The organism is Streptomyces goshikiensis (assembly GCF_014650555.1).
Lineage (GTDB): Bacteria > Actinomycetota > Actinomycetes > Streptomycetales > Streptomycetaceae > Streptomyces > Streptomyces goshikiensis.
On record NZ_BMVE01000008.1, the window covers coordinates 244424 to 263181 of the forward strand.

General features: G+C 73.8%; 17 protein-coding genes. 10 read left to right on the forward strand and 7 right to left on the reverse strand.

Annotated elements, in window-relative coordinates; translation table 11 throughout:
- Positions 1 to 3 precede the first annotated feature (3 nt).
- On the reverse strand, positions 4 to 744 hold the full coding sequence (locus IE248_RS23700) for a TetR/AcrR family transcriptional regulator (RefSeq protein WP_037797313.1): 741 nt from the start codon (positions 742 to 744) through the stop codon (positions 4 to 6).
- A 70-nt stretch (positions 745 to 814) separates the two neighbouring features.
- On the opposite strand from IE248_RS23700, the gene IE248_RS23705 reads away from it, so the two are divergent.
- The 3 genes from IE248_RS23705 (at position 815) to IE248_RS23715 (ending at position 3916) form a co-directional block, all read left to right on the forward strand.
- The gene (locus IE248_RS23705; RefSeq protein WP_190031600.1) at positions 815 to 1834 is read left to right on the forward strand and encodes an ATP-binding cassette domain-containing protein; all 1020 of its coding nucleotides are present in this window, start codon (positions 815 to 817) and stop codon (positions 1832 to 1834) included.
- Positions 1831 to 2619, forward strand: a complete 789-nt coding sequence (locus IE248_RS23710) for an ABC transporter permease (protein WP_190031601.1) — start codon at positions 1831 to 1833, stop codon at positions 2617 to 2619. The genes IE248_RS23705 and IE248_RS23710 overlap by 4 nt, the downstream gene beginning before the upstream one ends.
- Before the next feature lie 85 nt (positions 2620 to 2704).
- Positions 2705 to 3916 carry a CaiB/BaiF CoA transferase family protein gene (locus IE248_RS23715; RefSeq protein WP_190031602.1) on the forward strand — a complete coding sequence of 404 codons (1212 nt, stop codon included), beginning with the start codon at positions 2705 to 2707 and terminating at the stop codon, positions 3914 to 3916.
- 79 nt (positions 3917 to 3995) lie between these two features.
- Here IE248_RS23715 and IE248_RS23720 read toward each other — a convergent pair whose 3' ends face one another.
- Positions 3996 to 4265, reverse strand: a complete 270-nt coding sequence (locus tag IE248_RS23720; protein ID WP_190031603.1) for a hypothetical protein — start codon at positions 4263 to 4265, stop codon at positions 3996 to 3998.
- Between the two features lie 273 nt (positions 4266 to 4538).
- Between IE248_RS23720 and IE248_RS23725 the strand changes: the two genes are divergently transcribed.
- Positions 4539 to 6221: a serine/threonine-protein kinase gene (locus tag IE248_RS23725; protein ID WP_073797169.1), complete on the forward strand. Its 1683-nt coding sequence runs from the start codon at positions 4539 to 4541 to the stop codon at positions 6219 to 6221.
- Between the two features lie 41 nt (positions 6222 to 6262).
- Here IE248_RS23725 and IE248_RS23730 read toward each other — a convergent pair whose 3' ends face one another.
- Positions 6263 to 7072 carry an SGNH/GDSL hydrolase family protein gene (locus IE248_RS23730; RefSeq protein WP_373301593.1) on the reverse strand — a complete coding sequence of 270 codons (810 nt, stop codon included), beginning with the start codon at positions 7070 to 7072 and terminating at the stop codon, positions 6263 to 6265.
- A 200-nt stretch (positions 7073 to 7272) separates the two neighbouring features.
- On the opposite strand from IE248_RS23730, the gene IE248_RS23735 reads away from it, so the two are divergent.
- Positions 7273 to 8379, forward strand: a complete 1107-nt coding sequence (locus tag IE248_RS23735; RefSeq protein ID WP_037797317.1) for a DUF5925 domain-containing protein — start codon at positions 7273 to 7275, stop codon at positions 8377 to 8379.
- Positions 8380 to 8540: 161 nt separating this feature from the next.
- Positions 8541 to 9083, forward strand: a complete 543-nt coding sequence (locus tag IE248_RS23740; RefSeq protein ID WP_073774782.1) for a heme-binding beta-barrel domain-containing protein — start codon at positions 8541 to 8543, stop codon at positions 9081 to 9083.
- Positions 9084 to 9126: 43 nt separating this feature from the next.
- Here the strand turns inward: IE248_RS23740 and IE248_RS23745 are convergent, their stop codons facing one another.
- The gene (locus IE248_RS23745; RefSeq protein WP_123082368.1) at positions 9127 to 9486 is read right to left on the reverse strand and encodes a GntR family transcriptional regulator; all 360 of its coding nucleotides are present in this window, start codon (positions 9484 to 9486) and stop codon (positions 9127 to 9129) included.
- Between the two features lie 106 nt (positions 9487 to 9592).
- On the opposite strand from IE248_RS23745, the gene IE248_RS23750 reads away from it, so the two are divergent.
- The 4 genes from IE248_RS23750 (at position 9593) to IE248_RS23765 (ending at position 13000) form a co-directional block, all read left to right on the forward strand.
- Positions 9593 to 10081, forward strand: a complete 489-nt coding sequence (locus IE248_RS23750; RefSeq protein WP_037797322.1) for a ribonuclease FAU-1 family protein — start codon at positions 9593 to 9595, stop codon at positions 10079 to 10081.
- A gap of 118 nt (positions 10082 to 10199) precedes the next feature.
- Positions 10200 to 10556 carry a hypothetical protein gene (locus IE248_RS23755; RefSeq protein ID WP_037797323.1) on the forward strand — a complete coding sequence of 119 codons (357 nt, stop codon included), beginning with the start codon at positions 10200 to 10202 and terminating at the stop codon, positions 10554 to 10556.
- Between the two features lie 147 nt (positions 10557 to 10703).
- Complete coding sequence (locus tag IE248_RS23760; RefSeq protein WP_124290019.1) at positions 10704 to 11762, forward strand: vWA domain-containing protein; 1059 nt, start codon at positions 10704 to 10706, stop codon at positions 11760 to 11762.
- 212 nt (positions 11763 to 11974) lie between these two features.
- Positions 11975 to 13000 (forward strand): lytic polysaccharide monooxygenase, encoded by a 1026-nt coding sequence (locus IE248_RS23765; protein WP_190031604.1) that lies wholly within the window; start codon positions 11975 to 11977, stop codon positions 12998 to 13000.
- A 47-nt stretch (positions 13001 to 13047) separates the two neighbouring features.
- On the opposite strand, the gene IE248_RS23770 is transcribed toward IE248_RS23765, so the two are convergent.
- From IE248_RS23770 to IE248_RS23780, 3 genes are all read right to left on the reverse strand, one after another.
- Positions 13048 to 13905, reverse strand: a complete 858-nt coding sequence (locus IE248_RS23770) for an esterase/lipase family protein (RefSeq protein ID WP_008744122.1) — start codon at positions 13903 to 13905, stop codon at positions 13048 to 13050.
- 257 nt (positions 13906 to 14162) lie between these two features.
- Positions 14163 to 15203 carry a DNA polymerase Y family protein gene (locus IE248_RS23775; protein ID WP_190031605.1) on the reverse strand — a complete coding sequence of 347 codons (1041 nt, stop codon included), beginning with the start codon at positions 15201 to 15203 and terminating at the stop codon, positions 14163 to 14165.
- The gene (locus tag IE248_RS23780; RefSeq protein WP_190031606.1) at positions 15200 to 18670 is read right to left on the reverse strand and encodes a DNA polymerase III subunit alpha; all 3471 of its coding nucleotides are present in this window, start codon (positions 18668 to 18670) and stop codon (positions 15200 to 15202) included. Before IE248_RS23780 ends, IE248_RS23775 begins: the two co-directional genes overlap by 4 nt.
- Between the last annotated feature and the right edge of the window lie 88 nt (positions 18671 to 18758).

Here is an 18758-nt window from a genome sequence, read left to right on the forward strand (position 1 = left end):
GCCCTAGGGCGTGTGCGCCGGCTGCTCCCACGCCCCGAGCAGCCGGGAGACCGAGCGGTCGAACACGGCGTCCATGTCGGCCTCCGCCTCCGCCACCGGGTGTCCGCCGGTGAGCGCGGCCGCCAGCAGCGGGTACTCCCCCGTCGCCAGCCGCGAGCCCAGCCAGGCCGTCCGTACGCCCTGTTCGGCGGCCTCGCTCCAGGGCAGGGACCGGGCCCGCTCGGCCAGGGCCAGTTCGGCGGCGACGAAGGTCGCGACCGAGCCGTTGACGGCGGCGACGAGCTCCAGCTTCTCGCCGCCCGGGACGCCGAGGGGCGCCAGGCAGGCGAGGCAGTGCTCCAGGTAGCGCAGGGCGTTGGGGCCGAACCCGTACACGGGGCTGAGCAGCCGGGGCAGCCAGGGGTGCCGGTGCATCAGCTCGCGCGTGCGGTGCGCGAGGGCCAGCAGATCGGCCCGCCAGTCGCCGCTGGGCGGGGTGAACTCGTACTCCCCGCTGACCGCGTCGACCATCAGCTCGTACAGGTCCTCCTTGCGCGGCACGTAGTTGTACAGGGACATCGTCCCGGCGCCGATCCCGGTCGCCACGCGGCGCATGGAGACGGCCTCGATCCCCTCGGCGTCGGCGATCCGCACCGCCTCGGCCGCGATCGAGTCGCGGCTGTGCGCGGGGCGGGGGCCGCGGCCCGCGCGCTGCGGGCGGGCCCAGATCACTTCGGGTTCAGCGGAGCGGCCGCTGGGTGTCATCGCTCATCACCTCGTCCATCCCCACCATCCTAGTTACGTACACCGTACGGAGTCAGGTAGGGTTCCGCACATGACAACTACGTACGCTGTACTTAGTGAGGGTCTGGAGAAGAACTACGGGGAGGTACACGCCCTGCGCGGGCTGGATCTCGCGGTCCCGGAGGGCACGGTCTGCGGTCTCCTCGGCCCGAACGGCGCGGGCAAGACCACCGCCGTACGGATCCTCACCACCCTCACCGGGCCCACCGCCGGCCGCGCCCGCGTGGCCGGCCACGACGTCACCCGCGAGCCCGCCGCCGTACGCCGGGCCATCGGGGTCACCGGCCAGTACGCCTCCGTGGACGGCGACCTGACCGGCCGGGAGAACCTGCGGCTCTTCGCCCGGCTCGCCGGACTGCGCGGGCGTGCCGGGCGGGCCCGCACCGAGGAACTCCTGGAGCGCTTCGGGCTGACGGAGGTCGCGGGGCGGGTGACCGCCACCTGGTCGGGCGGGACCCGGCGGCGCCTGGACCTGGCCGCCGGGCTGATCACCCGCCCCCGGGTGCTGTTCCTCGACGAGCCGACCACCGGCCTCGATCCGGCGGCGCGCGAGCAGATCTGGGCGGCGGTACGGACGCTGGCCGACGAGGGCGCCACCGTACTGCTCACGACCCAGTACCTGGAGGAGGCCGACCGGCTCGCCGACGACATCGTGGTCATCGACGGGGGCCGGGCGATCGCCACCGGGACCCCGGCCGGCCTCAAGGCCCGGATCGGCTCCCGCGCCGAGGTCACGGTCGACGCCGCCGAGGCCCTCCCGCGCGCGGCCGCCGTGCTCGACCGGCTCACGGGCGGGCGGCCCGCGCTGGACGAGGAGCGGCGCACGGTCGGCGTCACCGTCTCCGACGCCGGACTCACCCTGCCCGGCATCGTCCGCGCGCTCGACGCCGCCGGGGTCCCGGTGACGGACGCGAGCCTGCGGCAGCCCACCCTCGACGAGGTGTTCCTGCGCCTCACCGGAACGGCCCCGGCCACCCCCGTCACACCGACCGCCCAGGCCGCCCAGGCCACCCAGGCCACCCAGGCCACGCGCAAGGAGCACGCCGCATGAGCACCCTGCTGTCGGACGGCGGCGCCGTCCTCACCCGTCAGCTGCAGAAGGCCCGGCACGCCCCGGCGCTGCTGGTCCTCACCCAGACGATGCCGATCACCATGCTGCTGTTCTTCGGCTACGTGTTCGGCTCCGCGCTCGCCATGCCGGGCGCGGAGTACCGCGAGTTCCTGGTGCCCGGGCTGCTGGCCGCGACCGCCGCGGGCGGGCTGATGACCGGCATGTTCACCGCCGCGCAGGACGCGCACCGCGGGGTGACGGACCGGTTCCGGACGCTGCCGATGAGCCGGGCCGCGGTGCCGCTCGGGCAGACCGCGGCCGATCTGCTGACCACGGCGGCCGGCACCATCCCGCTGATGCTGGTGGGCCTGGCGATGGGCTGGCGCGTCGAGAGCGGGTGGGCGGGGGCGCTCGGCGCCTTCGGCGTACTGCTGCTCTTCCGGTTCGCGATGGCCTGGGTCGGGACGTACCTGGGCCTGATCAGCGCGAGCGAGGAGGCGGCCGGGCAGCTCGGCAGCGCGACGTTCGTACTGCCGCTCCTGTCGAGCGCGTACCTCCCGACGGCGGGGATGCCTTCGTGGCTGCGGGCGGTCGCCGAGTGGAACCCGATCAGCGCGGTCGCAACGGCGGTACGGGAGCTCTGCGGGAACGCGGGCGCCGAGGCGGCGGCGGGCGCGGCCTGGCCGGCGGCGCATCCGGTGGCCGGGTCGGTCGCCTGGTCGCTCGCCCTGCTGCTGGTGTTCGTCCCGCTGGCCACGCGCCGGTTCGCGCGCGGCCGGGGCTAGCCACGCGAGGAGCCGCGGGCGCGGTGGCGGGTTTCGGGGCCCCGCCTGGTGACAGGGCGGGGTCCGAGCAGGTAGGGAGGCTGTCATGATCCCTGACACGCACCCCGCAGAGCCGCTGCCCCTCGACGGAGTCACCGTCATCGCCGTCGAACAGGCCGTATCCGCCCCCTTCGCCACCCGCCAGCTCGCCGACCTCGGCGCCCGGGTCGTCAAGGTCGAGCGCCCCGACGGCGGCGACTTCGCCCGCGCCTACGACACCGCCGCGCAGGGCCTCGCCTCGCACTTCGTGTGGTGCAACCGCGGCAAGGAGTCGATCGCCCTCGACCTGAAGGACCCGCGCGGCCTCGCGGTCCTGCACGGGCTGCTCGACGGCGCCGACGTGTTCGTGCAGAACCTCGCGCAGGGCGCCGCCACCCGCCTCGGGCTGGACTCGGCGGCGCTGTGCGCCCGTTACCCGAGGCTGGTCGCCGTGGACATCTCCGGGTACGGAGCCGAGGGCCCGTACGCCCACAAGCGCGCCTACGACATGCTCGTGCAGTGCGAGGCGGGGCTGGTCTCGGTGACCGGCACCCCGGAGCAGCCCGTCAAGGCGGGGATCCCGGCCGCCGATATCGCGGCGGCCATGTACGCCTTCTCGGGGGTGCTCGCCGCCCTGCTGCGCCGCGGGGTCACCGGGCGCGGCGGCCGCGTGGAGGTGTCGATGCTGGACGCGCTCGCCGAGTGGATGGGGCACCCGCTGCACCACACGATGCACGGCGGGGAGCAGCCCGCGCGCACGGGCCTCGCGCACGCCGTCATCGCCCCGTACGACGCCTACCCCACGGCGGACGGGGACCGGGTGCTGCTGTCGGTGCAGAACGACCGGGAGTGGCGGCGCCTGGCCGAACAGGTGCTGGAGCGGCCGGAGTTGGCGCTGGATCCGGAGTACGCGACGAACGCGGCGCGCACCCGGGGCCGGAAGGAGACCGACGCGGTGGTGGCCGGGGCACTGGGCCGGCTGGACGCGGACGAGGCGGTGGCGCGGCTGGAGGCGGCGGGGATCGCCTGCGCACGGCTGAACTCGGTGGCCCGGCTGGCGGAGCATCCGCAGCTGGCGGCCCGGGACCGCTGGCGGGAGGTGGGCTCACCGGCCGGACCGCTGCGCGCGCTGCTGCCGCCGATCGGGCTGCCGGGCGGCGCGGAGCCGGTCATGGGCGCCGTGCCCGCGCTCGGTGAGCACACGGAGGCCCTGCTGCGCGCCCTGGGGATGACGGGCGCGCAGATCACAGCACTGCGCCGGGACGGTGTGGTCGCCTGAGGCCGGGGATACCCCAGGGTGCGCGAACGAGGGGCCGGGTGCGGGCGTAGCCGGCGAACCGGCCGCGCTGCGGGGGCAGTTACGAGCGGCGGCCGCCGAAGAGCGTGCGCCGCAGCCGGCGCAGCGGCGCGAAGAGCGCGACGCGCGCGCTCCGGCTCCGCAGCACGTGCGTGTGGTCGCGGGAAGTGAGCTCGCGCATCAGCAGGGTCGCCTCGGCCGCCTCGTGGTGCGGGACGGCGGGGCCGCCCAGCACGGCGAGATGGCGGTCGAGGCGCGAGCTGGTCGCGCTGCTGCCGCAGGTGATGGCAGGCACGCGAGGCGGCCTACTGCGCATTGCTATCTGTTCCATGTCTCTCCCCACCCGTACGAGGGCACCCGGCCCGGGCAGGTTAACCCTATCGTCCCCGCGTCGCGCTCGGGTATCCCGGTGGTGTGAATTACCCCTGCTTATACGGGGAGTTGACGATTACTCAGTGGAGTCATTCGTCACTCTCCGCACAAATCGGGCCCTCTGGGGACGGGTGCGGCGAACCGTGCCGTCCTGCGGGCCGAAAAGCCCGCTCTGCGCTAACTTGGAGTGATCGCCCGGTGGCACACATGGGGGTCTCGCGTGACGGAAGACATGGCTGGCGGCGGGCGTGTCATCGCCGGCCGGTACCGGTTGCTGGGCCCGCTGGGCCGCGGCGGCATGGGCATCGTGTGGCGGGCCCGGGACGAGGTCCTGGGCCGGGAGGTCGCCGTCAAGGAGGTCCGCGCGCCCGCCGGACTGGATCAGGCCGAGGTGACCCGGATGTACCGGCGCCTGGAGCGCGAGGCCTGGGCGGCCGCCCGGGTCTCGCACCGCGGGGTGGTCACGGTGTACGACGTGGCCACCGAGGACGGCCGGCCCTGGATCGTGATGGAGCTGGTGCGCGGGCTCTCGCTGGCCGACGTACTGGAGGCCGAGGGGCCGCTCACCCCGCAGCGCGCCGCGCACTTCGGGGAGCAGGTGCTGGCGGCGCTGCGCTCGGCGCACGAGGCGGGGGTGCTGCACCGGGACGTCAAGCCCGCCAACGTCCTGGTCGCCAATGACGGCCGGGTGGTGCTCAGCGATTTCGGGATCGCGAGCCTGGAGGGCTCCTCGGCGATCACGATGACCGGCGAGGTGATCGGCTCCCCCGAATTCACGGCGCCGGAGCGGGCGTTGGGCCGCGATCCGGGTCCCGAGTCGGACCTGTGGTCGCTGGGGGTGATGCTGTACCAGGCCGTGGAGGGGGTGTCCCCCTTCCGGCAGGACACCCCGCTGTCCACGCTGCGCGCGGTGGTGGACGAGGAACTGCCGCCGCCGCGCCGCGCCGGGCCGCTGGAGCCCGTACTGGAGGGGCTGCTGCGCAAGGACCCGGCCGAGCGGCTGTCCGCGGCGGAGGCGTCCCGGATGCTGCGGATCATCGGCGCGGGCGGGGACGTACGGACCCTGGGCGGGGCGGTGTCCGGTCCGGACTCGCCGACCGCCGTCGCCCGCCACCCGGAGGGCCGGGACCCGTACGGGACGCCGCGCGGCGCGGTCTACGGCGGGCCCACGGAACCGGTGCCCGCGCCCCCGTTCCCCGCGCCGCCCGCCGCCGGGCCGCGGGGCCAGGGGCGGGCCGGGGTGCTGCTGACCGTCGGGATCGTGGTGCTGCTGCTGGTACTGGCGCTGCTGGGGTGGCTGCTGTTCAGCGGCCGGGGCGGCGGGGGCGGCACCTCGACGGACGGGGCCGGCAGCTCGCGGTCCGCCGCGGAGAGCCCCTCGCGGTCCCCGTCGGACACCGCGTCCGGCGCGCCGTCGGAGTCGGCGTCCGTCTCCGCGTCGGCGTCGGCTTCCGCGTCCGGGAGCGGGTCCGCGCAGCAGGTCGCGCTGTACGTCCGCAGCGTGCGCGACGACTACCGCGGCGGCTGCCCGCCGCCCGCCGCGCAGGCCCCGGCCTTCGCGGCCACCGTCGAGGTCACCCGGCTCCCGGTCGTGCTGGAGTACCGCTGGGCGGCGCGCTCCGGGGTCGCCTCCGGGCCGGGCTGGCAGTCCGTCACCTTCGAGGAGGGCGGGCCCAGGAGCCGGCAGCTGGAGCACACCGAGCCGGCCCGCCGCGCCGGCGGCACCTTCGAGGACGCGGTCCGGCTGGAGGTACGGGCGCCCGAGCGGGCGGTGTCGGACTGGCTGGAGTTCTCCGTGACGTGCGAGGAGGAGACCCCGACGGGCGGGGCCTCCTCCCCCGGCGCGAGCGGTTCACCGGAGCCGAGCGCCTCCGGCGGCGGGGCGCCGAGCCCGGAACCGGAGACCAGCCCGTAGGCCGGCCCGGCGCCCCGGGCCGGCCTACGGTCCGGCGCGCGTCAGGCCGCGCTGGTGAACACCGGCAGGTAGCCGCCGGACTGCCCGGCCGCGGTCGGGTGGTAGGACTCCCCGATGTTGAGCCAGTTGACGCTGTGCAGCCACGCGCTGCCGGAGCAGATCTCGTGACCGGTGAAGGCGCCGGCGACCGAGGCGAAGGTGAAGCCGTGGTCGGCGGCGCGTTTGGCGATGGCGGCGTTGAGGTAGTCGGCGGCGCCGTTGATGGCGGAGCGTTCGCCCTCGGTCAGGCCGGTGACGCAGGTGCCGTTCAGCTTGTAGAACCGGGGATAGCCGATGACGACGACCCGGGCGCCGGGCGCGCGGTTGTGGATGGCGTCGTAGACCTGGTCGAGCTTGCCGGGGAGGGTGGAGTCCACGTAGCCCTTGGCCTGGTTGACGCGGCCCACGCAGGTGGATTCGGACTGGAGCACGCACGTCGTCATGACGTCGGAGAATCCGGCGTCGTTGCCGCCGATGGTGATGCTGACCAGGTCGGTGCCGGAGTTCAGCGGGCCGAGCTGCCCGGAGAGGACGTCACCCGTACGGGCGCCCGAGCAGGCGGTGAAGGAGAAGCTCTGCGGGGAGTGCGCGGCGGCCCACAGGGCCGGGTAGGCGCGGCTGGTGCGCTTGCAGTCGCCGCTCCCGCTGTCGTAGTTGCCGGCGCCGACGCCGGAGGAGTAGGAGTCGCCGAGGGCGACGTAGCCGAAGTCGGCCTGGGCGGCGGAGGCCTGGCCGGCACCGAACAGGGCGGCGGAGGCGGCGAGTAACAGGGAGGAGGTCAGGGCGGCGAGGCGCGGCATGTTCAAGCTCATGTGTGCGGCTCCTTGTGGGGGTTACTCCTGAGTCCGTGGTACAAGCAGCCGCGCTTGGCCGGAAGCGTTCATGCCAAGAATATTCGGGGTGGAGTTGTGGCCGGAATCTTCACTCCGACGGTGTTTCAAGAGGGAACTTGGGCACCCGATCCAGCGAAACACGGGTGCATGAGGACAGTTGGTGCCGGATCATGGGCGCCATGTCAGCCACCGCGGACGACCCGCACCACGCGCTGCCGATCCGGCTCAACGTCGATGACAGCGATTCGCCCTCGGATGTCGTCGACGCGCTGTTCCTCGGCCGGTTCGCGTCCGGCGAGCAGCCGTACTCGCACAGCGTGACGATCGAGCGGGTGAAACCGGAAGCGACCCTGCTGCCGCCCGACGCCACCGTGCTGCGCTCGGCGCGCGACAGCGACCGCAGCGCCACGCTCGCCGAGGGCGAGGGCTGGACGATGCTGGTCTCGCGCTGGAGCCGCGGCGCGGACGTCACGGTGACGGCGGTCAGCGACGAACTCGCCTCCGGTGTGCTCGGCCGGGCCACGGACGGGGTGCAGGACGAGCCCGAACCGCAGCCGGAGAACGTGACGATGGGCTTCTGGTACGTCTCCCCGCGCCGCGGCCCGTACCGGACGACCCGCCAGATCGCGGCCGGGACCTGGGCGGAGGTGCGGCCCAACTACACCGCGCCGGTGGCCGGGGCGATGGACCGGCTGATGAAGGTCACCCCGGACGACATCGCGGGCCGGCTGCTGCTGCTGCACGGGCCGCCGGGGACGGGGAAGACCTCCGCCCTGCGCACGCTGGCCCGGTCGTGGCGGGACTGGTGCCAGGTGGACTGCGTACTGGACCCGGAGCGGCTCTTCAACGACGTCGGCTACCTGATGGACATCGCGATCGGCGAGGACGAGGGCACCTCCAAGGGGCGCTGGCGGCTGCTGCTGCTGGAGGACTGCGACGAGCTGATCCGCGGCGAGGCCCGGCACACCGCCGGGCAGGCGCTGTCCCGGCTGCTCAACCTGACGGACGGACTCCTGGGGCAGGGCCGCAACGTCCTGGTCGGGGTCACGACCAACGAGGACCTGGAGCGCCTCCACCCGGCGGTGGTCCGGCCCGGCCGCTGCCTGGCGCGGATCGAGGTGGGCCGGCTGACGCACGGCGAGGCGGTGGACTGGCTCGGCACCGACGAGGGCGTCTCCCGCGAGGGCGCCACCCTGGCCGAACTCTTCGCGCTGCGGCGCGGTACGGGGCCTGCGGCCCTGCTGCCGCCGCAGGGTCAGCCGAGCGAGGCGGGGCTGTACTTGTAGGAGGGCGCGTGGAGCGGCGGGGGTGACGTCCCGCAGGTCCCGCGGGTCCCGCCGGGCACGGCGACGACAATGGGCCACGGGCGAAGGCCCCGTCCGGCCGCCCGGCCGGCCCCGCGCGCCACCGCGCACCGCCCCGCCCCGCCGAACCTGGAGAGTCCACCGTGCCCGAACCGGCGCAGCAGAACCCGTACCCCGACAGCCACGTCCTCGGCGAAGGCCCCGAACCGCACCCGCAGCTCCGGCCGGTGCTGCCCCTGCTGGGGCGCTGGCACGGCCGCGGGCGGGGCGAGTACCCGACCCTGGAGCAGGGCTTCCGGTACGAGCAGGAGATCACCTTCAGCCACGACGGCAGGCCGTTCCTGCGCTACGAGTCGCGCGCGTGGCTGATCGACGAGTCGGGCACCGTCCTGCGCCCGTCGGGCCGGGAGTCCGGGTGGTGGCGGATCATGCCCGACGCCTCGGTGGAGGTCACCCTCGCCCACCCCACCGGCATCGTGGAGACGTACGTCGGCCGGGTGTCCGGTACGGAGATCGAGATCGCGACGGACCACGTGGCGCGCACGCCCCGCGCCAAGGAGGTCACCGGCATGCGGCGCCGGTACACCGTCCGCGACGGGGAGCTGACGATCACCCAGGACATGGCGGCGATGGGAGTGCCCATGACCCACCACCTGAAGGCGGAACTGCGCCGGCACGAGGACTGACGCGAGGGCGGGGGCTGTTTCCTGGCTTCCCGCTTCCCGCTGCCTACTTCCCGTACCGCGCCCGCAGGCCGTCGAGGGCGGCCGCCGTGGCCTCCTCGAAGCTGAGCCCCAGCCGCCGCGCCCGCTCCGCGTAGGCCTGCGCGGCGGCGGCCGCCTCCCGGGCGGCGGAGTCGCCCGCCGCCGCGACGAAGGTGCCGTTGCGCCCGCGCGTCTCGATCACCCCGTCGCCCTCCAGGGCCCGGTACGCCTTGGCGACCGTGTTCGCCGCCAGGCCCAGTTCCTCCGCGAGCCCCCGTACCGTCGGGAGCTTGTACCCCACCGGCAGCCGCCCCGCCCGCGCCGCCTCCGCGATCTGTGTGCGCAGCTGTTCGTACGGGGCGGCGGCGCCCGCCGAGCCGTCCATCCGGATGTTCAGGTTCGTCGAGGTCACGCCCCGATTCTCCCCCATCGGCCGCGGCCCCCGCGAAATTCGCGGGCGCCCGGGCGCCGCCCGGCCTACGGTCGGTCGCATGACCGCATCCCGCACCATTCCCGTCACCCTCACGAAGGCCGGCCGCACCAAGATCCGCTACCCGGCCGAGCTGCTCGCCGACACCGGCGACCGGGTCACGGTCCGCGCGCCCTGGGCGGCCGAGGGCGTACGGGACTTCGGCTTCGTGCGCTTCGAGCCGGGCGACGTGTTCACCGAGCACTTCTGGCGCAGCCGCTGGTACGCGATCAAGGAGGTCCGCACCGGCGGGGGCGTCCTCAAGGGCTGGTACTGCGACATCACCCGCCCGACGGTGGTGGCCGAGGACGGGATCCTCGTGGAGGACCTGGACCTCGACCTCTGGGTCTCGGCGGACGGCGCGACCGTGATCCGTCTCGACGAGGACGAGTTCGCGGCGAGCGGCCTCCCGGAGACCGACCCGGCGGCCGCGGCGGCGGCCCTGGCCGCCCTCGTCGCCCTCGACGAACAGGCCCGCACCCCCGCCGGCCTCCCCGCGCTCCTCGGCTGACCGGCGGCGCCCGGAGCCAGGACGTGCGCGGGGCCCGGGGCGCCCTTACGGTGAAGGGGCAATGTGCCGGTGCGTCGCGCGCGCCGGCTCCGCATCCGCACCGTAAGGCGGTCCGCACATGGCCACTGCCTCTGACGCACCTGTCCTTGAGACGCTCGCCGCGATGACCCTGGACTCCATCGAGCACTGCACCATGGACCGGGAGACGCTGATCATCACCCGCATCGCCGCGCTCGTCGCGATGGACGCACCGGCGATCTCGTACCTGGCCCACATGGATCCCGCGATCAAGGCCGACATGACGGTGGAGAAACTGCAGGACGTGCTGGTCGCGATCGCTCCGGTCGTGGGTACCGCGCGCGTCATGTCCGCCGCGGGTCACATCGCACAGGCCTTCGGCGTCGCGATCGCCATGGCCGAATCCGAGGCCGAGGCCATGGCCGAGGCCGGCTCCCGGGGCCGGGAAGGTTCCTGAGCGGCTCCGCCCCGCGGCGACCGCGACTGCGCTCCACAGCACCCCGTTGGCCCCGCCGTCATGACGACGGCGGGGCCAACGGCGTTGTCAGTGCCCCCTCCTAGTGTGGAGACATCACTCGGGGAGCTGCGGAGAAGGAGCACAACCATGTCCACCAACAAGATCCAGCACAAGGTGAACCACGTCGCGCTGGTAGTGGACAGTTCGGGTTCCATGCACCAGCACCAGAGCCAACTCATCCGTGTCGTGGACGAGTTCGTGGCGGGCCTGAAGGCCGAGTCGGACAGCCTCGGCCACGAGACCCGGATCAGCCTCTACTCCTTCGACCACAGGGTGGAGAACCTGGTCTGGGACATGGACGTGAAGCACCTGCCGTCCATGCGGGGCCTGTACAAGGTCAACAACGGCGCCACCGCCCTCATCGAGGCATCGCTGAAGTCGCTGGAGGACCTGGGCCACATCTGGGAGGAGTACGGCGAGCACAGCTTCCTCCAGATCGTGGTGACGGACGGCGAGGAGAACGCCTCCGGCGGCGACAGGCGGCACGACGGCGACATGACCGTCCTGGGCCCCTGGCTCGACAAGATCGCGGCGAAGATGGGCGCGCTCCCGGAGCACTGGACCTCCGCGATCCTCGTCCCGAACTCCCTGGCGAAGCGCACCGCCCAGAACTACGGCTTCCCCGCCGGGAACATCGCCATCTGGGACGCGGATTCCAAGGAGGGCGTCGAGGAGGCGATAGGCACCGTGCGCGCCGCCGCCACCAGCTTCCTGCGCGGCCGCGAGAAGGGCGTGCGCGGTACGAAGAGCCTGTTCGCGGTCGGCCAGGACCTGTCCGTCGACCAGGTCCGCGCGAACCTCGAACCGGTCCCGGCCGACAAGTACCGCCTGCTGGAGGTCGACGCGGAGGTCGCGATCCGCCCCTTCGTCGACGCGCAGCCGGATGTCACCTACGCGCGCGGCGCGTGCTACTACCAGTTGGGCACCCGGGTCCAGATCCAGCCCGACAAGGAAGTCATCGTGGTCGAGAAGGACACCGACCGCGCCTACACCGGCGACGCGGCGCGCAGCCTCCTGTTCGGCGCGGGCATCCAGGGCACCGTCTCCGTGAAGGCGGGCCACAACCCCGCCCTGGAGGTCTACGTCCAGAGCCGCTCGGTCAACAGGAAGCTCAAGCCGAAGACCCGCCTGCTCATCATGCTCTGAACCCCCGCCGAGCAGGTGGTGGGATGCGTTTTCTGAGGTGGTGCTTGTCCCTGGCTTAAGGGGAGCCTAAGGATCGGGGCGGGGGGCGGGAACGCGGCTGGGAGGGGGTGGGGGGCGGTTAGTTTGGCCGGGCCAGGGAGGGCTGGAGGTGGCGCCGGGACCCGTGAGGGCGGCGCCGCGCAGTCCGATTCCGTCTGTGAGGAGATCCACCCATGCCCGCACGCCGTACCGTGACCCGAATCGCCGCCGTTGGCCTCGCCCCGCTCGCGGTGGCCGCGTACGCCGCCGTGCCGGCGGTCGCGCACGGGTCGATGACGGACCCGGTCAGCCGGGTCGCGGCGTGCTACGCGGAGGGGCCGGAGTCGCCGAAGTCGGCCGCCTGCAAGGAGGCCGTCAAGGCGAGCGGCGCCCAGGCCTTCTACGACTGGAACGCGGTCAACATCGCCAACGCGGCCGGCAAGCACAAGGCGTTGATCCCGGACGGGAAGCTGTGTTCCGCCGGGAACGACAAGTACCGGGGGCTCGACCTCGCCCGCGGCGACTGGCCGTCGAGCCCGATGAAGGCCGGGGAACACACCTTCCGCTACAAGGGCACCGCCCCGCACAAGGGCTCGTTCGAGCTGTACGTGACGAAGGACGGCTATGACCCGTCCAAGCCGCTGAAGTGGTCGGACCTGGAGCCCGCGCCGTTCGCCAAGGTCACCGACCCGGGCATGCAGAACGGGGACTACGTGTTCAAGGGGACCGTCCCGAAGAAGTCCGGCCGGCACCTGATCTACAGCATCTGGCAGCGGTCGGACAGCCCCGAGGCCTTCTACACCTGTTCCGACGTGGTGTTCGGGAAGGACAGCGGGGGCACCGGTAGCGGGGGTGTCGTCGCGCCGAGTGCCAAGCCCAGCGCGAAGGCGAGCGCCGCGCCGTCGGCCGAGGCGTCAGCCGCGCCCACCGCCAAGGCGCCGACCGAGCAGCAGATCGCCGCCGGGACGGGCAAGTCCTCCGTGGAGCACGGCGGGCACGGCGACAACGACCCCAAGACGAACGGGGAGTCGGCGCCGTCCCCGCTCGCCGAAGCGCCGTCCGAGGCCCCGGCGCGGTCCGGCAACCTCGCCGAGACGGGTGGCAGCGGCGTCACCCCGATGATCGCGATCGCCGGGGCCGGGACGCTGGGTGTCGGTGCCATCGTGCTGTTCGGGCTGGCCCGTCGCCGTGCGACGACGACGGGCCGGGGCGGCCGCTGACCGAGGGGGCGTTATCGGCGGCCGCCTGCGCCTCGCCGGCTTCGGCTTCAGCTGAAGACCGAGGCGCAGGTGGTCCGTTCGGCGTGGGCGGGGTCGAGGGCGTTGAGGGCCTCGTGCCAGGCGATCCGGTCGGTCAGGGCGATGGTCACGTGCTCGGAGATGTCCAGGGCGCACAGGTCCTGGAGGACGACATTGTGTACGTTCGAGCCGCTGAGGAAGGCGCTCCGGTACGGGGTGACCACTTCGTCGTACCTGGTCGCGATCACCGTGTACTTCACGCCGGGCACGGTGTCGCCGCCCGCGTTCAGCTTGGTGACGAAGGCTGATCCGGCGATCTGGTCGGCGAGCCCCGGGGTCGACGCGCTGATCAGGTCCTCGGCGCCGGGGAAGTACGGGAGCAGCTGGGTGAGTCCGCTCAGGGTGGTGCCGTGGTTGTCGGGGGCGAACCCGATCAGGGCGTTGACCTTGGGCGCTCCGCCGAGGAACTTCAGGTAGTAGTTCGGCATCATGCCGCCCTGGGAGTGCCCGACGATGTCGGTCTTCGCGGCTCCGGTGGAGGCGAGCACCTTGTCGACGAAGACGTCCAGCTGGCCGGCCGACTTGTCGATGGGCCCGAGCCCGTGGAAGAGGGGCACGCCCGGCAGTTGGCCGTAGTCGAGGGAGTAGACGCAGTACCCCCGGTGGACGAGGTAGGGCGCGAAACCGAGCCAGTTGTCCACCGAGTTCCCCAAGGTGCCGTGCACGAGGACGACGGGGCGGGGGTGGGCGGCGGACGGCTTGCAGGACCAGTTGTTCCAGCCACTGCTCGGGGCGGAGGCGGCATGCGCGGCGCCGGTGGGGACGACGAGCGCGGCGGCGAGGGAGAGGACGGCCAGCGGGCGGAGCAGGCGTCGCCAGGGCAGCATCGATTGTTCTCCTTGCGGTCAGGGACATACGTGGGGGTTCATCCCGTGATCCGGATCACAAGGGGTGCTGCTGTGGCTAAATTACGGGCGGGTAGCAAAACTTGGAAGTTACGCGTCAGTAAAAAATGCGTGTCGGGGACGCCAGGCCCCGTACCACCCCGGGACAATCCCCCTCGGCACCGGAGACGGCGGTACGGAGCCCCCGGCCGCCCGGCGAAGTGGCGTGCGGGACAACGGAGTTGACGTCCCCGCTCCGCTCACGCGGCCGCCGGTGCCCGGCGGAACGTGGCGGCCGGGCGGACCGTGCCCGGGCCGAAGCGGGCGTTGGCGCGGTCGACGGCCGCCTCCACCGTCAGGCGGGCCTCCCGGACCGGATCCAGCGTGAGCTGCCGGGCCGCCCGTTCGGCACCGGTCAGGTCCTCCGCGCGGAGCACCATCCCGGTCAGCCGGGCCCGCTGCAGCCCGGCCGCGTCCATCAGGCGGTACGCCAGGGTCCGCAGGTCCTCGTCGTGCGCGGACGGCTCGGGCAGCCGCCGGGTCTTCTCCCAGCGGGTGCCGCCCGCGAACCGCAGGGTCAGGGTCAGGGCCCGGGCGGCCTGACGGCGGCCGCGCAGGGTCGCGCCCAGCAGGACGACCAGGCCGAGCAGCTCGGCCCGGGCGTACGGGCCGTCCAGCTCCTCCCGGGCGAACCGGCTCCGGACGGCCGCCGAGGAGGGCAGGTCCCTCGGGGTGACCGGGCGCGGGTCGATGCCCCGGGCGCGCTCGACGACCACCCGGCCGGCCCGGCGGCCCAGGATCCGCTCGACGACCCCGGGCGGGACCTCGGTCAGCGCCCCGACGGTGTGCAGCCCGTACCCGCGCAGCGCCTCGGCCTGGCGGGAGCCGAGTCCGTACAGCTCCTCCACCGGCAGCGGCCCGAGGAACTCCGCCACCCGCTCCCCGGGCACGGCCAGGACGCCGCCGGGGCCGGGGATCCGCGCGGAGACCATCGCGGCGACCGCCCAGGTACCGGCGACGCCGATCCGGACGTCCGTGCCGAGCCGGGCCACCGCGCGCAGCCGGATCACCTCCGCGATGCGTTCGGCGTCCACCCCGAAGTACCGCTGGGCACCCCGGACCTGAACGAGGGCGGCCCGCGGCGGCAGGGCCTGGACCAGCGGCGAAAACTCCCGCAGCAGTTCCAGCACCGCCCGGTACCCCTCCCCGGACAACGCCGGGGCGCACCGCAGGTGCAGGAAGCCGCCGACCACCCCGGCCCCGGCCCGGGCCGCAGCCCCCGCGGCAGTCGGCCGTGTCATCCCGCGCTCCCCGGGCTGGAGTGCCACAGCTTGCGGCCCGTCGCGGCGGGGGTGCCCGGGGGCTGGAGGTCGGACCACGGGTTCATCTCATATCCCGTCGGCAGGTGGATCCGTCGGCCGCTGTCAGCGGGCCGGGGGCCGGGGCCGGGCATCGGCTCCGACAGGCGGGCCGCCACCGCGTCCACGCCGCCCGACGCCCGCAGTTCCACCAGCTCGGCCAGGTTCCAGGCCGCCGCGCCGACCACGCTCAGGCTCTGCGGACCGCGCCGCTGCACCACTCCCCGCACCAGCAGCAGGAAGGAGTGGAAGACGGTGTGCGCGCACGCCTCGTGGCTGTCGTCGAAGAAGGCCAGGTCGACCAGGCCGGTCCCGTCGTCCAGGGTCGTGAAGATGACCCTCCTCCCGGACCGGATCGGCGGCGTCTGGGTGGCCGCCTTGGCGCCCGCGACCAGGACCGTCTGCCCGTGCTCGGTCTCCCGCAGCCGGCGCGCCGGGACCACGCCCAGCTCGGCCAGGAAGGCGTGGTGGTCGCCCATCAGGTGCCGCGAGGCGTCCATGCCGAGGACGCCCAGCTCGGCGCTGAGCCGCTCGGCGTCGGTCAGGTCCGGCAGCCCGACGGCAGCCGTGGACTTCCCGCCTCCCAAGGGAAGTTGACCGGAACCCCGGGCGCCCGCCGCACGCTGCGCGCCGTGCAGTTCGGTCAAGTGGAGCAGCAGGTCGCGCCGGTTGGCGCCGAAGGCGTCCAACGCGCCCACCTGCGCGAGCCGTTCGGCGACCGGCCGCCCCGGGTGCGCCCGGTCCCAGAAGTCGCGCAGGGAGGCGTACGGCTGCCCGGACTCGATCCGGCCCGCCTCCGCCTCGCTGATCCCGTGGACGTCGGCCAGGGCGAGCCGCAGCCCCCACAGCGGGGGCACATCGGACACCAGTTCGATACGGTGGGCGACCGCCGACCGGTTCACGTCCAGCGGCAGCACCGGCACGCCCCGCCGCCGCGCGTCCGCCAGCAGCAGCCGCTTGGGGTACATGCCCGGGTCGTGGGTGAGCAGCCCGGCGTAGAAGGCCGCCGGGTGGTGGGCCTTCAGCCAGGCCGACTGGTACGTGGGCACGGCGAAGGCCACCGCGTGCGCCTTGCAGAACCCGTACGAGCCGAAGGCCTCCACGATCTCCCAGGTACGGCCGATCACCTCGGGCGAGTAGCCGCGCCCGGCGGCCGTCGCCGCGAACCAGACCTTGATCCGGCCCTGCGACTCCGGGTCGGACAGCCCGCGCCGCACCCGGTCGGCCTCGTCCCGGCCACAGCCGGTCATGACGTGCACGATCTCGATGATCTGCTCGTGGAAGACCACCACCCCGTACGTCTCGCGCAGCGCGTCCGCCAGGTCCTCGTGCGGGAAGCGGACGGGGGCCCTCCCGTGCCGTGCCTCGATGAACGGCCGCACCATGTCGGCGGCCACCGGCCCCGGCCGGAACAGCGAGATGTCGACGACCAGGTCGTGGAAGGTCGACGGCTGGAGCCGCCCCACCAGATCGCGCTGGCCCGGCGATTCGATCTGGAAGCAGCCCAGCGTCTCGGCGGAGCGGATCAGCTCGTACGTCGCCCCGTCACCCGGGGGCACCTGCGCCGGGTCGTCGAGGTCGAGCTCCTCCCCCGTGGCGCGCCGGAGTTCGGCGACCGCGTGGGCCATCGCGGACTGCATCCGTACGCCCAGCACGTCGAGCTTGAGCAGCCCGAGGTCCTCCACGTCGTCCTTGTCGAACTGGGACATGGGGAACCCCTCGCCGCTGGTGGGCACCACGGGGGTACGGGCGAGCAGCGAGGCGTCGGAGAGCAGCACCCCGCACGGGTGCATGGCGATCCCGCGCGGCAGCGCGTCCAGTGCCTCGACGAGCTCCCACAGCCGCCCGCGTTCCCGTCCGCGCACGTCGCGCAGCTCGGGGAGCTCGGCGAGCGCGGCGCGGGCGTCGCGGGCCCGGATGTGCGGGAACGCCTTGGCGAGCCGGTCGGTCTCGGCCGGATCCATGGACAGGGCGGCGCCCACGTCGCGGATGGCGTGCCGGACGCGGTAGGTCTCGGGCATGGCGACGGTGGCGACGCGCTCGGTGCCGAAGCGGTCGATGATGCGCCGGTAGACCTCCAGCCTGCGGGCGGACTCCACGTCGATGTCGATGTCGGGCAGGACGTGGCGGCGCTTGGACAGGAAGCGCTCCATCAGCAGGCCCTGCGCGACGGGGTCGGCGTGCGCGATGCCGAGCAGGTGGTTGACGAGCGAGCCGGCTCCGGAGCCGCGCGCGGCCACCCGGATCCCCATCGCCCTTACGTCGTCCACGACCTGGGCAACCGTCAGGAAGTACGAGGCGAAGCCGTGGTAGGCGATGACATCGAGCTCCTGGTGCATCCGCTCCCAGTACGCGCGCTCGCCGGCGTAGCCGCGCAGCACCATGCCGGCACAGGCGCGGGAGGCCAGTACCCGCTGGGCGGTGCGGTGCCCGGCGCCGACGAGGCGGGCCTCGGGGAAGTGGACGGAGCCGATGCCGAGGTCGTCCTCGGGGTCCACCGCGCAGGCTTCGGCGCTGCGGCGGGTCTCCGCGAGCAGCCGGCGCGCGTCGGCGGGGCGCAGGCCGGCCGCCTGGGCGATCCGGTCGGCGGCCGCGGCCATGGCCGCCGGGTCCTTGAGCCAGCGTTCACCGCTGTCCAGGGGCTTGCGTGGGTCTACGGGGACCAGCCGGCGGGCTGCGTCGAGGATGTCGGCGACCGGGCCCTGGCCGGGGTCGGCGTAGCGGACGGCGTTGGTCAGCACGGCCGGGACGCCCTGCTCGGCGGCGAAGCCGACGGTGCGGGCGGCCAGGCGCAGCGAGCCGGGGCCGGTTCCGGTGCGGCCGTGGTGGACGGCCTCCAGGCGCAGGGCGTCGCCGTAGATCTCCCGCCAGGGCGCGAGCAGCCGGGCCGCCCGGTCGGGGCGGCCGGCGGCGAGCGCCCGCCCCACCTCGGATCCGGGGCCGAGCAGCACGAGCACGCCTTCGCCGCGCAGGGCCTCCCAGGGGAGCACGGGCTGCGGGCCGGGGCCGGCGTGGGCGGCGGTGACCATCCGGCACAGCTCGGCCCAGCCGGCCGCCCCGTCGCGGGCCAGGAACACGGCGCGGGGGGCGGACTCGTCGACGAAGGCCCCGCCTTTGACGGGGGTACGGCGGCGGTGGGAGACCTCCGGGCCGGTGCCGGCGCCCGTACCCGCGCCCGTACGGGGGGACACCGCGGGCGGTACGGCCAGGTCGACGCCGAACAGGGGCCGGATGCCGGCCGGGCCGCACGCCTTCGCGAACCGCACCGCGCCCGCGAGGGTGTCCCGGTCGGTCAGGGCGAGGGCGTCCATGCCGCGCTCGGCGGCGCGCTGCGCCAGTCGTTCCGGGTGGGAGCCTCCGTAGCGCATGGAGAACCCCGAAACGGTGTGCAGATGCGTAAAACCAGGCACCCGCCGCCTCCTGCTTCGCTCGGTACCCCCCAACACTCTTTCGTCCCGTCTCCACCATAGAGCAATTCGAATACCCGTGCGAAACACC